This is a genomic window from Microlunatus sp. GCM10028923 (genome assembly GCF_042666975.1).
Lineage (GTDB): Bacteria > Actinomycetota > Actinomycetes > Propionibacteriales > Propionibacteriaceae > Microlunatus.
In genome coordinates this window covers 156,757-171,741 of sequence record NZ_JBHTFF010000008.1, presented here as the reverse complement: position 1 = coordinate 171,741, position 14,985 = coordinate 156,757, and the positions used below count along the sequence as shown (strand labels likewise).

General features: G+C 71.5%; 10 protein-coding genes. 8 read left to right on the top strand and 2 right to left on the bottom strand.

The features are described from left to right. The first annotated feature begins 22 nt into the window (after nucleotides 1-22). Genes ACFQU4_RS20875 through ACFQU4_RS20865 form a run of 3 tightly spaced genes read left to right on the top strand, consistent with a single transcriptional unit; the run spans nucleotide 23 to nucleotide 3,711 of the window. The gene (locus tag ACFQU4_RS20875) at nucleotides 23-1,216 is read left to right on the top strand and encodes an LLM class flavin-dependent oxidoreductase (protein ID WP_377495495.1); all 1,194 of its coding nucleotides are present in this window, start codon (nucleotides 23-25) and stop codon (nucleotides 1,214-1,216) included. Then, nucleotides 1,213-2,397, top strand: coding sequence for an SfnB family sulfur acquisition oxidoreductase (locus ACFQU4_RS20870; protein WP_377495493.1), 1,185 nt, complete (start codon nucleotides 1,213-1,215; stop codon nucleotides 2,395-2,397). Before ACFQU4_RS20875 ends, ACFQU4_RS20870 begins: the two co-directional genes overlap by 4 nt. 24 nt (nucleotides 2,398-2,421) lie before the next feature. Further along, entirely contained in the window at nucleotides 2,422-3,711 is a 1,290-nt protein-coding gene (locus ACFQU4_RS20865; RefSeq protein WP_377495491.1) for an acyl-CoA dehydrogenase family protein, read from the top strand. 25 nt (nucleotides 3,712-3,736) lie between these two features. On the opposite strand, the gene ACFQU4_RS20860 is transcribed toward ACFQU4_RS20865, so the two are convergent. Next, the gene (locus ACFQU4_RS20860; protein WP_377495489.1) at nucleotides 3,737-4,795 is read right to left on the bottom strand and encodes a Gfo/Idh/MocA family protein; all 1,059 of its coding nucleotides are present in this window, start codon (nucleotides 4,793-4,795) and stop codon (nucleotides 3,737-3,739) included. An 83-nt stretch (nucleotides 4,796-4,878) separates the two neighbouring features. Between ACFQU4_RS20860 and ACFQU4_RS20855 the strand changes: the two genes are divergently transcribed. From ACFQU4_RS20855 to ACFQU4_RS20835, 5 genes are all read left to right on the top strand, one after another. Continuing rightward, the gene (locus tag ACFQU4_RS20855; RefSeq protein ID WP_377495487.1) at nucleotides 4,879-5,181 is read left to right on the top strand and encodes an ArsR/SmtB family transcription factor; all 303 of its coding nucleotides are present in this window, start codon (nucleotides 4,879-4,881) and stop codon (nucleotides 5,179-5,181) included. A 151-nt stretch (nucleotides 5,182-5,332) separates the two neighbouring features. Continuing rightward, complete coding sequence (locus tag ACFQU4_RS20850) at nucleotides 5,333-5,950, top strand: TetR/AcrR family transcriptional regulator (RefSeq protein WP_377495485.1); 618 nt, start codon at nucleotides 5,333-5,335, stop codon at nucleotides 5,948-5,950. Continuing rightward, nucleotides 5,947-7,953, top strand: a complete 2,007-nt coding sequence (locus tag ACFQU4_RS20845; protein WP_377495483.1) for a serine hydrolase domain-containing protein — start codon at nucleotides 5,947-5,949, stop codon at nucleotides 7,951-7,953. Before ACFQU4_RS20850 ends, ACFQU4_RS20845 begins: the two co-directional genes overlap by 4 nt. 22 nt (nucleotides 7,954-7,975) lie before the next feature. After that, on the top strand, nucleotides 7,976-9,487 hold the full coding sequence (locus ACFQU4_RS20840; RefSeq protein WP_377495481.1) for a sulfatase: 1,512 nt from the start codon (nucleotides 7,976-7,978) through the stop codon (nucleotides 9,485-9,487). A 111-nt stretch (nucleotides 9,488-9,598) separates the two neighbouring features. Continuing rightward, on the top strand, nucleotides 9,599-11,869 hold the full coding sequence (locus ACFQU4_RS20835) for an exo-alpha-sialidase (RefSeq protein ID WP_377495478.1): 2,271 nt from the start codon (nucleotides 9,599-9,601) through the stop codon (nucleotides 11,867-11,869). A 19-nt stretch (nucleotides 11,870-11,888) separates the two neighbouring features. Here ACFQU4_RS20835 and ACFQU4_RS20830 read toward each other — a convergent pair whose 3' ends face one another. Then, entirely contained in the window at nucleotides 11,889-14,804 is a 2,916-nt protein-coding gene (locus tag ACFQU4_RS20830) for an AAA family ATPase (protein ID WP_377495476.1), read from the bottom strand. Nucleotides 14,805-14,985: the final 181 nt, after the last annotated feature.

Here is a 14,985-nt window from a genome sequence, read left to right as displayed (position 1 = left end):
AGATGATCAAGGAGCAAGGCTGATGACGTTGACCTTCCACTGGTTCCTGCCGACCTACGGAGACTCCCGGCACATCGTCGGCGGCGGGCACGGGCTGACCACCGGCTCGGCGGGCGGCACCCGGCCGGCGACGGTCGGCTACCTGACCCAGATCGCGCTGGCCGCCGAGCAGCTCGGCTTCGTCGGTGCGCTGACGCCGACCGGCGCCTGGTGCGAGGACGCCTGGCTGGCCACCTCGTTCCTGGTCGAACGGACCGAGCGGTTGAAGTTCCTGGTCGCTTTCCGGCCCGGGCTGATCGCGCCGGCACTGGCGGCCCAGATGGCGACCACGTACCAGTGGCATTCGGGCGGCCGGCTGCTGCTCAACGTGGTCACCGGCGGCGAGCAGCATGAGCAGCACGCCTACGGCGACTTCCTGACCAAGGACGAGCGCTACGCCCGGACCGGGGAGTTCCTGCACATCGTTCGTTCCCTGTGGCGGGGCGAGACCGTCGACTTCGAGGGTGATCATGAACGGATCGTCGGCGGCAAGGCGGCCCGGCTGCCGGAGCCGGTGCCGCCGATCTACTTCGGTGGGTCGTCCGCTGCGGCCGGACCGATCGCCGCCCGGCAGGCCGACGTCTACCTGACCTGGGGCGAACCGCCCGCGCAGGTGGCCGAGAAGATCGCCTGGATCCGCTCGCTGGCCGATCAGGAGCGGCGCGCCCTGCGGTACGGGATCCGTCTGCACGTGATCAGCCGGGACACCAGCGAGGAGGCCTGGGCCGTCGCGGGCCGGCTGCTGGACGGTCTTGATCAGGAGACCGTCGACCGGGTGCAGCAGGGTCTGCGGCGCAGCGATTCCGTGGGTCAGCAGCGGATGCTGGACCTGCACGGCGGCGAGCGGTCCGGCCTTCGTGAGCTCGAGGTCGCGCCGAACCTGTGGGCCGGGGTCGGTCTGGTCCGCGGCGGCGCCGGCACCGCGTTGGTCGGCAGTCACACCGAGGTCGCCGACCGGATCGAGGAGTACCACCGGCTCGGACTGGACGAGTTCATCCTGTCCGGCTACCCGCACCTGGAGGAGGCCTACTGGTTCGGCGAGGGCGTGTTGCCGATCTTGGAACGGCGCGGCCTGTGGCGCCATCCGGCGCCCGGCTCGGATGGCGGCCGGATCGCCGTACCCTTCGCGCCGACGACCGGTCAGCCGGCCGCGCCGGCTCCGGCGGTGCCCCGATGACGGCCCGGGTGGTCCATGATCGTGATCATGCGCTGCTGGCCGCCGACGAACTGCGCCGCGCCTTCGCCGTGGGCGCGGCGGAGCGGGACCGGGAGCGGCGGCTGCCGGACGTCGAGCTGGCCCAGCTGTCGGCCAGCGGGCTGTTGGCGATCACCGTGCCGGAGGAGTACGGCGGCGCCGACGTCGACACCCCGACGCTGATCGAAGTGGTCCGGACGCTCGCCGCCGGCGATCCCAATATCGCGCAGATCCCGCAGAGCCACTTCGTCTACCTGAACATCCTGCGCCGGCACGGCGGCGACGCGCTGCAGAAGTTGATCTTCACCGAGGTGCTGAACGGCGCCCGGCTGGGCAATGCGCAGTCGGAGGCGAAGACCAAGCACCTGCAGGACCTGCGGACCCGGCTGGACCCGCAGCCCGACGGCTCCTTCCTGCTCACCGGTGAGAAGCAGTACAGCACCGGTGCCCTGTTCGCCGACTGGGTCCCCGTGCTGGCCAAGCAGCCGGACGACAAGCTCCATGTCGCGTTCCTGCCGCGCGACGCGGAGGGTCTCGAGGTGATCGACGACTGGGACGGCCTGGGCCAGCGGACCACCGCGAGCGGCACCGTCAGGCTCCGCGACGTCCTGGTGCCGGGCGACCGCGTGCTGCCCCACCACCTCACGTTCACCGGGCCGCAGACCCACGGCGCCGTCGCCCAACTGCTGCATGCCGCGATCGACGCGGGCATCGCGGCGGCGGCGCTGGACGAGGCCGCCGAATTCGTACGGACGAAGACCCGGCCCTGGTTCGAGTCCGGAGTTGATCATGCTTCCGAGGAGCCGCTGCTGATCCAGCGGTTCGGCGAACTTGATCTTCAACTGCGGTCGGCCGATGCGCTGCTGGCCGCGGCCGCGCACGCGGTCGACGTCGCCAAGGCCGACCCGACCGACGAGACCACCGGGCGGGCGTCGCTGGCCGTCGCGGCGGCCAAGGTCGCCACCGGCCGGGCTGCATTGGAGCTGTCCAGTGCGATCTTCGAGACCGGCGGCACCCGGTCGGCCCTGGCCTCGCTCAATCTGGACCGGCACTGGCGCAACGCCCGGACGCACACCCTGCACGACCCCGAGCGCTGGAAGCTGCAGCACCTCGGCCGGTACGCGCTCAACGGCACCCTGCCGCCGCGGCACGGCGTGCTCTGATCTCCCTGATCTGAAAGGCATTCGATGAGTACGGACACCCAAGCCGTTCGACCGGCTCAGGGCACTGAAGACAGCGGGTACGAGGAGCTGGCCGCGATCTTCCGGCCGACGTTCAGCAAGATCGCCGAGCGGGCCGTGGACCGGGAACAGCGCCGCGACCTGCCGTATCAGGAGGTCGGCTGGCTCAAGGACCTCGGCTTCGGCGCGCTGCGGGTGCCGAAGGTGTGGGGTGGCCATGGCGCGTCGATCACGGACCTGTTCCGGCTGCTGATCGAGCTCGCCGAGGCGGACTCCAACCTGCCGCAGCTGCTCCGCGGCCACTTCGCCTTCACGGAGTCCCGGCTGTCCGATGTCGATCATGAAGCGCGGGAGGTGTGGGCCCGGCGGATCGCCGGCGGTGAGTTGATCGGCAACGCGTCCAGCGAGCTCGGCAACACCTCGCTGGCCGACCGGAACACCACCCTGACCCGCGACGGCGACCGCTGGCTGCTGAACGGCACCAAGTACTACAGCACCGGAACCCTGTTCGCCGACTGGGCCTCCGTCGGTGGCGTCCGGGCCGAGGAACTGGTCTCCGTCGTGGTCCGTACCGACGCGCCGGGGGTGGAACGGATTGACGACTGGGACGGCTTCGGGCAGCGGCTGACCGGCAGCGGCACCACCCGGTTCACCGACGTGGAGATCGACCCGGCCCAGATCTACCGGTGGTCCGATCGCGAACCGAGCCACGTCACGGCCTTCTTCCAGCTGGTCCTGCTGGCCTCGCTGGCCGGCATCGGCCGGGCCGTGCTGCGGGACGCGACCGGCTTCGTCCGGCCCCGGACCCGGTCCTACGCCCAGGCCGCGGCCACGCTGCCGAAGGACGATCCGCAGGTGCAGCAGGTGGTCGGCGAGCTGTCCGCGCTGGCCTTCGCGGCCGAGTCCACGGTGATCGCCGCGGCGGCGCACACCGGCGCGGCGGCCGACGCCGGCTGGCGCGACGAGCATGATCAACAACTGGTGGACCGGGCCGAGGTCGCCGCCTACGACGCGCAGGTCGCGGTGATCGATCTGGTGCTGCGGGCGACCACCCGGCTGTTCGAGGTCGGCGGCGCGTCGAGCACCAGCGAGCAGCGCCGGCTGGACCGGCACTGGCGCAACGCACGCACGCTGGCCAACCACAATCCCGTGATCTACAAGGCCCGGCTGGTCGGCGACTGGCTGCTCAACGACGTCCCGCCGAGCACGGCCTGGCGGCGGGCACGGGAGGAAGCTGACGGCACGGTGCCCGGACGGGACAGCGAGCTGGTGGACGCCTCACCGCCGAGCCGGTGACGGTGTCGGCCCGCCCGCGCAGCGGTCAGCGGATCAGGTCGAGCTCGCGGTGCACGGCGACGGCGTCGGCGAAGGTCGGCGCGGTCGTCGTCCCCTCCCGCAGGTCCCGGACGAGGTTGGCGTACAGGGTGGCGACGTTGCGGGCGGCGACCGGGAGGTCGTTCGGCGGCGGGGCCAGGTCGGTGGTGCGTCCGCCGACGGTGATCATGCCGGCGAACGGCGCCATCTGAGGTTGTCGCAGCCGATGGTCCCCGCCGGGGTCGACGGTGTGCAGGTCCAGTCTTCCGTCGAGCCCCTGCAGGGTGATCACGGTGCGGGCGTCCGGGTCGCCGTCCCAGACGGTGAGGCCGCCGACGCCGCCGGAGTCGCCCAGCCGTACCGCGGCGGTGAAGACGTCCGGCGACGTGGCCGTCACCTCGGTCTCGGTGCCGGCGATCCGGTACGTCCGCCGCAGCAGCGCGGTCTCGCCGTTGATCACCGCCAGCCCGGGGATCAGGTGGCCGAGCAGGTCGATCAGGTGGCCGCCGTGCACCTCGAGGTTGCCGGCGGCAGAACTGACGTCGAGCGTGTACGCGTTCGCTGCCGAGATCGCGGATCCCTTGCTCCGCGACGATCTGACGGACAGGGCCTGCAACTCGCCGAGGGCCCCGTCGCCGATCAGGCGCCGGGCCTGATTGATCACGGGGTCGCCGCGGCCCTGGAAGCCGATGAATCCGCGCACACCGGCCCGGTCGGCGGCCTCGGCGAGCGCAGTCGCCTCGGCCGTGTCGACGCCGAGCGGCCATTCGGACAGGACCTGCTTGCCGGCCTCGAGCGCCGGCATGATCAACTCGCGGTGCTTCGGCACCTTGACCGAGATCAGGACGATGTCGACCTTCGGATCGCGAACCAGGGCAACGGGGTCGGTGTGCCAGCCGACGTCGGTTCCGAGTTCGGCGGCGGCGCGCTTCGCGGTCGCCTCCCGGGTGGTCGCCACCGCCGTGACGCGGAGCCCTTCGGTGGCGGCGATGGCCGGCACATGGGCGGTGAACGCCCAACCGGTGTCGGGGTTCGCGCCGACGATTCCCACGCCGAGCTCAGCCATGTGCCACCTCCGGGGTGTTCGAGTAATCTGGAACAGTCCGACGATAGTCGATGTTCGAGTTTTCTGGAACAGGGGTGTGGTGGGTGAACGCTCGGGCCGAGCAGGTGCGCCGGGTTCTGCACGCCCTGGCGGACGAGGGCCGGCTGGCGATGATCATGAAACTCGCCGAGGCCGGCGAGGATCTGCCGTGCGGCGAGCTCAACCGTGGCGTGCCGCGATCGACCGCCTCGTACCACTTCGCGACGCTGCGGGAATGTGGCCTGATCACCCAGTACGACCGGGGTAATCACCGCTACAACCGCCTGGAGCGGGAACGGATGGAGGAGCTCGCCCCGGGCCTGCTCGACTCCGTCCTGGCCGCCGTCAGTGAGGCCGGCCGGCGCTGAGCAGGGCCTCGGCCTATTCATGATCAACAACGGCCGGCCCCACTGATCGTCGCCGCCGAATTGCCGGACCGACGTAATCAACTCCCGTACTCGACAGGCTCGATCTCATGATATGAATGAACCCTCATTCGTATCATCGAGGGAGAATCTGGTGGCGCCTCAACCCGGCAAGGACAGCCCGGCCGTTCAGGCGCGCCGCCGGCGGCAGCAGGACCGGATCGTGCATGCGGCGAAGAACCTGTTCGCCCGGCAGGGGATCCATCGCACCTCGATGCAGCAGATCGCGGCCGAGGCGGGGATGAGCGTCGGGTCCCTGTACCAGTACCTGCCGAACAAAGAGGCGATCATCGCCGAGGCGACGCGGGCCAACGACCGCGCCACGGCGCAGGTGCTCGGCGAGCATCCCGACCTCGACCAGCTGCGGGACCTGCTCGGCCAGACGCTGCGGCGGACCGCAGCGGCGGCGGTGGAGCACGTCGCCCTGAATGTCGAGATCTCCGCCGAAGGGTCCCGCAACCCCGTCGTCGCGGAACGCCTGGCGGAGCAGTTCGAGACGTCCTGCGAACTGCTCGCGGACGCGTTCCGGCGGCTCGACCCGGAGCTCGACCGGCAGGAGTCGCGACTCCGGGCCGAGTTGTACATCGTCGCCCAGGCCGGCCTCAGCACGCTGCGCGCCAGCCGGGTCCGGGCCACCGGTCTGGCCGAGGCAGGGGATCGGATCCTCGACCTCGTCCTGCCGCCCTCGAAGCCGGCCAAGGAGAACCCGTGACCGCCGCACCAGCTCGACGACGCCGTTCCATGATCACGGCGGTTCCGGTCCTGCTCGCGCTGCTGGCCGTCACCCTGACCGGCTGTGCCGCCACGGCGACCGGCCCGGTGATCACGCCGCCGACCGCGCCACGGGTGACCACGGAGCTGACCAAGGCCGACGCCGAGGCCTGGCTGGACGGCATGCTGCCGTCCGCGCTGGAGCGCGAGGGCCTGGCCGGGGCGACCGTGTCGGTGGTCTCCGACGGCCGGATCCTGACCGAGCGCGGCTACGGTGCCGCCGACCTCGGCGAGGGCGAGCGGCCACCGGTCCCGGTTGATCCGGCCGGCACCCTGTTCCGGATCGGGTCCGTCTCCAAGCTGATCACCGCGGTCTCCGTGATGCAGCAGGTCGAGGCCGGCAAGCTGGACCTGGACGCCGACGTGCAGACGTACCTCGACTTCGAACTGGAGCGAGCCTTCGACGAACCGGTGACCCTGCGGCACCTGCTCAGCCACACTGCCGGGTACGAGAATCGCGCCCGCGGCGTGCTCCTCGCGCCCGGCACGCCGGAGCCGGACCTGCGGACCGAGGTGGCGGTCGACCAGCCCGACCAGCTCTACCGGCCGGGCACCGTGCCGGCCTATTCGAACTGGTCCAATGCGCTGGCCGCGTACGTGGTTCAGCGGGTCACCGGGATGACCTACCGCGACTATGCCCGGGAGCGGGTGCTGGACCGGCTCGGTATGACCGGTTCGAGCCTGGAACAGCCGCTGCCGGAGGGCCTGGCCGGCCGGATGTCGCAGGGCTATCCCGTCGTCGGCGCGCCGGCGGCCGGCTTCGAGACGGTCGGGCCGGCGCCGGCCGGTGGGATGTCGGCCACCGGGCACGACCTGGGCCTGTTCATGCTCGGCCTCCTCGGCACCCCGGCCGGGAATTCACCGGCGCTGCTCCGTCCGGAGAGCCTGGCCACCATGGGCCGGCCCGCCGTCCCCGGCTCGCTCGGCGGCCTCGGGCTGGCCGACCAGATGGGCATCGGCTTCTACCTGTACGAGCTGCAGGGCCACCGGGTGCTCGCCCATGGCGGCGACACCGCGACGTTCCACAGCCAGCTCGCCGTGCTGCCCGAGCAGGGCACCGGCATCTTCGTCTCGATCAACAGCACCGGCCGAGCCGCGGACTCGACCGCCGCCCTGCGGACCGCCCTGATGACCGGCTTCGTCGAGCGCTACCACCCGGGCCCGGCGGCCGCCACGCCCGCGGCGACCGCGACCTCGGCCGAGCACGCCGCCCGGGTCGCCGGCACCTACCAGCTGTCGCGGCGGGCCGAGAACAGCTTCCTCCGGGCGGCCTCGGTGATCTCCGCGATCCCGGTGATCAACAACGGGGACGGGACGATCAGCCTGCCGATCGTGGCCACCACCGGCGGGCACCCACTGCGGCTCCGGGAGGTCACGGCCACCGAGGACGGCTGGGTGTGGCAGGAGATCGGCGGCGAGTTCCGGCTGGCGATGGACGTCGTGGACGGGCAGGTGACGGCGATCGGGTACGACCCCGCGCACGTGCTGTTGCCGCTGCCGCCGGACCGGCAGGCCGTGCTGCCGGTCGCGGTCGCCGCGATCGGCTGGGCGCTGCTGGTGCTGCTGGCCTGGCCGATCGGCGCGATCATCCGCCGGCGCCACGGCGTCAGCCTGGCGGAGTGGTCGGTCGCCCGGCGCCGGCTCCGGACGATCACCCACCTCGGCCTGCTGGCCGTACCGCTGGCCGTGTTGGGCTGGTTCGCCGTGATCTCGTTGATCGGGTCCTTCGTGCCGGCTCCGGAACCGGTGCTGCGGGCGCTGCAGGTGCTGACCGTCGTCCCGGCGCTGGCCGCCGTTCCGGCCCTGCTGCAGGTGATCGGGACGATCCGCAACCGGGGCGGAGTCTGGAACGTGATCGGCAACCTGATGATCATGCTCGCCCTGCTCGCCTTCGGCTGGGTCGCCTGGACCGCCGGCCTGCTCACCCTCGACCTGACCTACTGAGCCAGGCTAAGCTCCTGAAGGCATGAGCCCGGACACCGCTGGTCCGAACCTCTTGTTGATCACGACCGACCAACAGCATCACGCCTGTCTGGGGGTTCGTACGCCGGCGCTGTCGACGCCGCATCTCGACCGGTTGGCGGCCGACGGGGCGCTGTTCGACCGGGCCTACTGCCCGAACCCGCTCTGCTCGCCGTCCCGGTCGTCGATCATCACCGGGCAGTACCCGTCCAGTCACGGCTGCTGGACCATCGGGACCAAGCTGGACGAGGAACTGCCCACCGTCTCGGGCCTGCTGAGCAACGCCGGCTACGCGACGTCGTTGATCGGCAAGGCACACTTCCAGCCGCTCGCCTCGACGCCGGAGCAGACCTCCCTGGAGGCCCCGCCACGGTTTCGTGATCTTGATTTCTGGCGCGGTTTCCACGGCCCGTACTACGGCTTCGATCACGTCGAGCTGGCCCGCAACCATGCCGACGAGGCCTGGGCCGGGCAGCACTACGGGCTCTGGATGGAGGAACGCGGGCTGCCGAACTGGCCGGACTACTTCCGGTCCGAGCAGCGGCAGCAGGGCCGGCGGCATCGCTGGGACCTGCCGGAGGAATTCCACTACACGACGTTCGTCGCCGACCGATCGGTCGCCGCGATCGAGCGCGCGGCAGGGGAGGGCAAGCCGTTCTTCACCTGGGCCAGCTTCCAGGATCCGCACCCGCCGTACCTGGTGCCGGAGCCGTGGGCCTCGCTGCACGATCCGGCCGACGTGACCATCGGCCGGCTGGAGCCGGGCGAACTCGACCTGATGCCGTCCTGGTTCGGGGCGACCCAGCAGGCGTCCCCCGACTTCTCGGCCTGGCGGGAGACGCCGTACGCCAACCACGGATTCCAGTCGCATCTGATCTCCGAGGAGGAGTTGCGTCGCAACGTCGCGATCTACTACGGCATGATCAGCTTCGTCGACGCCGGCGTCGGCCGGATCCTCGCCGCGCTGGACCGGCTCGGTCTCGCCGACAACACGATCATCGTCTTCACCACTGATCATGGACACTTCCTCGGCCAGCACGGACTGATCGCCAAGGGCGCCTTCCACTACGAGGATCTGATCCGGATCCCGATGATCGTCCGCGCTGCCGGCGTCCCGGCCGGGCGGCGGGTGGCCGGGCTGCAGAGCCTGGTGGACCTGGCGCCGACGTTCCTGGCCGCGGCCGGGCTCGACGTACCGCTGCGGATGCAGGGAGTTGATCAATGGCCGGTCTGGACCGGTGCCGCCGAGTCGGTTCGTGATCATGTCTTCGTGGAGAACCGGCACCAGCCGACCCGGGTGCACCTGCGCAGCTACGTCGAGGACCGGTACAAGATCACGATCCATCGTGATCAACCGTACGGCGAGCTGTTCGACCTGGTCGACGATCCGGGGGAGCACCGGAACCGGTTCGACGACCCGGGCTACGCCTCGGTCCGGGCCGGGCTGATGGAGCGCTTCGTGCAGGCCGAGGTGGCCCGCGAACGAAGCCCGTACCCGCGCATCGCGGACGCCTAGCTCTGCCGCGGCCCCGGACCTGATCACCGGACCAGGGCGTTGACGTGGAACGGCATTTCGTCTTGAATCTGCTTGCGCCGGAGCCGTCGCCATCGATACCGGGGGTCAGCCATGCTCGAGCATCACTCTGTCCGATCAACGAACCCGCCGCGGTCCCAGCCACGGCTCCGCCGGGCGCTCACCGCCCTGGTCGGCGTCGGGGTCCTCGTCCTCGGCGCCCCGAGCGCCGTCTCGACGCCCGACCCGCGCGAGCAACCCCGCGACGGAGCGGCGCCGGACGGCTATCTGATCGCCCAGCAGGCCGTCGTCCCGATGTACGAGCCGCCGCCCGGCGTGATCGCGGGCAACAACCTCGCCGACGCGTTCGACGGCGTCGACTCCGACGGTGATCAGGTTCGCACCGTGCTGATGAGCTGGCAGAGCAACGAGGACGTCGGGACCGCCGACAGCGAACGGCTGCTGGCCCGGTCGACCGACAACGGCCACACCTTCCCGTACGGCTACACGGACACGATCTCGGGCTTCTACAGCAAGCTGCGCGACGGCGACATCCTCGGCGTCGAGTTCATTCCCCAGTCCGCCGACACCCACACGGCGACGCTGATCCAGCGGCGCTCCAGTGATCTTGGCGCGACCTGGAAGGAGGAGACCGCGGCGTTCAGCACCGACAAGACCTTCGATGCCAAGGTCTTCAACCGGGGCCTGCGGATCCACCGCGACATCCTCGAGGACTCGCAGGGCCGGCTGCTGCTGCCGTACTACACGAAGTACGCCGAGGACTCGGCCGGCTCGGCCGAGATCGCGATCAGCAAGGACAACGGGAAGACCTGGCGGCGGCTGTCGACGATCTTCCCGGCCGACGGCAACCGGGCGTTCAACGAGACCGGCGTCAGCTGGGCGAGCAACGGCGACCTGGTCGCCGTCGCCCGGTCCCACGTCGGATCGACGCTCAGCCAGCTGTACACGGCGCGCTCCACCGACGAGGGCCGGACCTGGAGCGCTCCGGAGCCGATCATGATCACGACGGCGTCCGGGGAGCCCGCCCCGACCACCGGGGTGATGCCCGTCCTCGACCTGCTCCCGAACGGCGTGATGACGCTGACGTTCGGCCGCCCGGACAACTGGGTCGCCATCTCGCCCGACGGCACCGGCCGGTCGTTCGAGCAGGCGCAGGTCACCTACCGGAACTTCCCCGATCAGGACCTCGGTGCCTTCCAGCGGTCGCACGGATCGTCCGGCAACGGGTCGCACGCCGTGGTCGGCCCGAACCGGATCCTGCAGGTCGGCGACAACTGCGCGCCCAGCTGGGGCTGCCCGCCGACCGACTCCGGGTTCCACGTCGACGGCAAGTACCGGGTCTGGAAGACGTTCATCGACATCCTGGCGCCCGGGTTCGGCAAGATCGATCTGCGCAGCAAGGTCGAGTCCGGCGCGATCAAGATCAACACGACGATGACCTCCCTGGACAGCAAGCTGCCGGAGCTGGGACCGCGCGGGCCGCTCGACGGGAGCACCGACTGGGCGTCGTCCGCGTTCGCCCGGGACCAGGCCAAGGGCACGTACACCCTGACCCTCGACCGCGAGTACGACCTCACGAAGGCCGGACTGAGCCTGCACCGCGGGAAGGCGTCGGCCGCCACCGTCGAGGTCAGCCTGGACGGCCGGGCCTGGACCCAGGTGGTGGACACCGGAGCCGTCACCAGCTACGCCCTGCGGTACTACCCGCTGGACCGGGTGCCGGCGAAGTACGTCCGGATCACGGTGAATGACCCGACCGCCGGCGGCGCGCTGCTCAACGAGATCGAGCTGTACTCGACGACGAACTCGTTCGAGAACGAGGCCGTCGACACCGTTCCGCGGGGCTACACCGACGCCGTCGGCGCCACCGTCGTGGACTTCGACACCTCCGGCGATGGGCATGCGCTGCGCCTGGCCGACGCCTGGAAGGACGCGACCGCGCAGGCGACCTGGACCAGCGATCCGGCCGCCACCCAGCACCTCGCGTTCCGGTTCGCGTCGCTGGGGTATCCGCGCACGCTGCAGTTCGTGACGCTCGGCCGTACCGCCGAAGGGACCGTGGTGCCCGCGTACCAACTGGCCGTCCAGTCCGACGGCGCGCTGGCCTCCTACGACGCGGCGACCGGGGTCTGGACCAAGATCACCAGCCCGGGCGCCGCGCCGCAGAAGCAGTGGCACCGGATCCGGGTCGAGGCGACGCTGACGGAGGCGAAGGTGTACCTCGCCGACCAGCTGGTCGGCACCGTCGCGCCGACGACCGGCGGGGTCACCGGGCTGTCCGGCCACCGGTTCGCCACCACCGGCACCGCGCCGAGCTACGACAACTTCGTGATCGACGACGTCGAGCAGACCTCGCCGCGCTAAGGGGCCCCGGAGCGCGGGCTCAGCCGAGCAGGCCGCGGCGGCGGGCCAGTGCGGCCGCCTCGGTCCGGGTCCCGGCGCCGAGCTTGGTCAGGATGTTCGAGACGTGCACGCTCGCCGTCTTCGTACTGATCGTGAGCCGGAGCCCAACCTCCCGGTTGCTCAGCCCCTCGGCGACCAGCGCGAGCACCTCCTGCTCGCGCGGCGTGAGGACGCCGGGGCCGCCGGGCCGGTCGGCCGGGGCCAGCGCGGACAGTTCGGCGAGCATCGGCCGGGCGTCGAGTTGCTCCGCGACGGCACGGGCCTCGGCGGCCACCTGCCCGGCCTCCTCGGCGGCGCCGGCCAGACGCAGCGCGGCGGCCAGCCGGATCCGGCTCCGGGCCAGTTCCGGAACGCTCGGGAAGTCCTCGAACCCGGTCACCGCGGCCCGCCATGCCTGCACCAGCGCGGCCGGATCGACCGGCAGCCCCAACCGCTGGTCCAGCCGGAGCCGCTCGGCCCGGAACCGGTGCACCCAGGCCCGGCTCTCGATCCCGAGCGGTCGCCGCGTCTCGGCGTCGAGGACGATCGTCTCGACCTGTCCGAGCAGCCAGTCGGCCCGGTCGGTCCACCGCTGCCGGTCGGCCGCGGTGGTGTCGACGTGGTCCGCGGCGATGCCGAGGATCAGCGCGCTCAACCTGATCTTGGCCTGGACGTCGGTCCAGGCGGCGTCGATCTCGTCGGTCAGCTTCCGGTACTGGTGCCAGGCCCGGTCCAGGTCGCCGGTCTGCCCGTACAGCTCCATCGCGGCGCCGCCGGCGTGCAGCGACACCACGGCGTCGGTGCCGGTGGCCCGGCCGGCCCGGCCGAGCAGCGCCAGCCCCGACTGCTCACCCCGGCCGGCGGCCACGTACATCGCGATCGCGGCCAGGGCCGCGTCGGCGACCATCGGCGGCCGTTCCCCGGTCGTGTCGACGATCTCCAGCACCTGGTCCCAGCGGCCCAGCGTGTAGGCGGCGACGCCGGCGATGATCCGGGCGTCGATCCCGTACGGCGCGTACCGGCGGCCGGTCTCCGCGGCCCGGTCCGCCCCGGCCCGGTAGAGGTCCAGCGCCTCGGCCACCTCGCCCAGCTCGTAATGGATCCCGGCCAGGTGGTAGAGCGCCCGCAGCTCGGTCGCGTCGCCGCGGGCCCGGGCGTCGGCGACGATCGTCCGCAGCGCGGCCCGGGACGCCTCGGTGTTGCCGATCCGGTCCTGCAGCTTGGCCAGCAGGGCGGACACGTCGGTCGCGATCTCGGGCAGCCCGAGCCGCTCCGCCATCGCCAGCGCCTCCTCGGCCCAGCGGGTCGACTCGTCGTGCCGGTACCGGTCCGCCAACGCCTGCGCGTGCGACCGCAGCACCCGGCAACGCAGCTCGCTGTCCGGCTCCGCCGGGACCAGCGTCATCGCCTCGGTGGTCAGGGTGAGCGCGTCGATGTTCAGGTCGGTCAGCATGGCCGCGGTGGCCAGCGACTGCAGCAACCGGGCCCGGACCAGCGGGTCGGCGTCCGCGGGCAGCTGGGACAGCTGATCCTGGACCAGCGCGACCGCCCGCTCCGGCATCCCGGCCGACACCGCGGCGGTTGCCGTCCGGACCGTGATGTCGACCGGATTGGCGATCGCCGGGTCCACCTGCGGATCGGCGAGCAGCTCGAGGACAACCAGGTAGTGGTGGACGGCCTCGTCCGGCCCGCCCATCGTCATCGACTCCTCGGCCGCCCGCAGCCCGGCCGTGATCGCCGTCGGATGATCATGCGCCGAACGGGCGTGCCGGGCCAGGTCGGCCGCGGTCGCGCGCGGGTGGTCGCGCAGCGCGGCGACGTAGCGGGCGTGCAGCCGGACCCGTTCGCCCGGCAGCAGGTCCTGGTAGACGGCCTCGGCGAGCAGGGCGTGCCGGAACGCGTACGTGTCCGAGCGGTCACTGATCAGCACGAACCGCTCCACCGCGTTGCGCAGGGCCAGGTCGAGCTCGGCCGGGTCGAGTTCCGTGACCGCCTGCAACACCTCGTGACTGACCCGCCGGCCCGCCACCGCCGCCGACCGGACCACCTGCCGGGCCGCCGGCTCCAGCTGATCGAGGCGCAGGATCAAGAGGTCGGCCAGATCGTCCGGTACGCCGCCGGGAACCGTGCCCGCCGCGACCAGTTCCTCGGTGAAGAACGCGTTGCCCTCGGCCCGGTCGATCACCCGGGCCAACTCCAGGTCGGACATCCCGGACCGGAGGTTGGTCGCCAGATCCCGTACCGCATCGTCGGGCAGCGGACCGAGCTCGAGCCGCTCCACCGTGTGCAGCTGGATCCAGCCGGTCGCGACCGGTCGCAGCGGATGTCTTCGGTGCAGGTCGTCCGAACGGTAGGTGACGATCATCGACACCGGCGCCGGGAACGGCCGGGTCAACAGGAAGCTGATCAACTCGAGGCTCGACCAGTCCGCCCAGTGCACGTCCTCGATCACCAGCAGCAGCGGCCGGGCGCCGGCCAGGTCGGTCAGGATCGCGTGCACCGACTCGAACAGGGCACCGCGGTCGGGCTCCGGTGCCGTGCCGTCGACCGTACGGGCGATCAGCGGCCGCACCCCGGGATGCCGCTCCAGCAGCAGCCGACCCTCCTCGGTCCCGGCCAGCCGGCCGAACAGTTCGACGAACGGGAGGTACGGCAGCGGGCTGCGGCCCAGATCCATGCACTGGCCGAGCCCGACCCGCCAGCCACTCTCACCGGCCGCCCCGATCGCCGCCGCCACGATCCGCGACTTGCCGATCCCGGCGTCGCCGGACAGCACCACCAGCCCGCCGGGCCGGCCGGTGGACTGACCGATCAGCTCCAGCAGCCGGGCCAGCTCGCGCTCCCGGCCCACGAGCGGGCGCGCGTCCGGACGCCCACGCTCCGAGAACGAGGGGGAATCCGGCGAGGTCACGGTCACGGCCCCATCATGTCCCAGACCACCGACAACCAGGGCGCGAATTATCCAGGACCTGCGCGGGCGAGGTTCCGGGTCTGCGGCGCCTGCCAGGTCCGGACTGAGTCGAACGGCCACGCGCTCGTGAAGCTCAACGGCGAAAGGCCGCCCGGCCAGGTTCGCGACCAGCAACTCCGAGACCCCG

Bases quoted from the DNA above. Each gene is read 5' to 3' on its own strand.
- ACFQU4_RS20875 (WP_377495495.1), top strand. From the start codon at position 23: ATGACGTTGACCTTCCACTGGTTCCTGCCGACCTACGGAGACTCCCGG.
- ACFQU4_RS20870 (WP_377495493.1), top strand. From the start codon at position 1,213: ATGACGGCCCGGGTGGTCCATGATCGTGATCATGCGCTGCTGGCCGCC.
- ACFQU4_RS20865 (WP_377495491.1), top strand. From the start codon at position 2,422: ATGAGTACGGACACCCAAGCCGTTCGACCGGCTCAGGGCACTGAAGAC.
- ACFQU4_RS20860 (WP_377495489.1), bottom strand. From the start codon at position 4,795: ATGGCTGAGCTCGGCGTGGGAATCGTCGGCGCGAACCCCGACACCGGT.
- ACFQU4_RS20840 (WP_377495481.1), top strand. From the start codon at position 7,976: ATGAGCCCGGACACCGCTGGTCCGAACCTCTTGTTGATCACGACCGAC.
- ACFQU4_RS20835 (WP_377495478.1), top strand. From the start codon at position 9,599: ATGCTCGAGCATCACTCTGTCCGATCAACGAACCCGCCGCGGTCCCAG.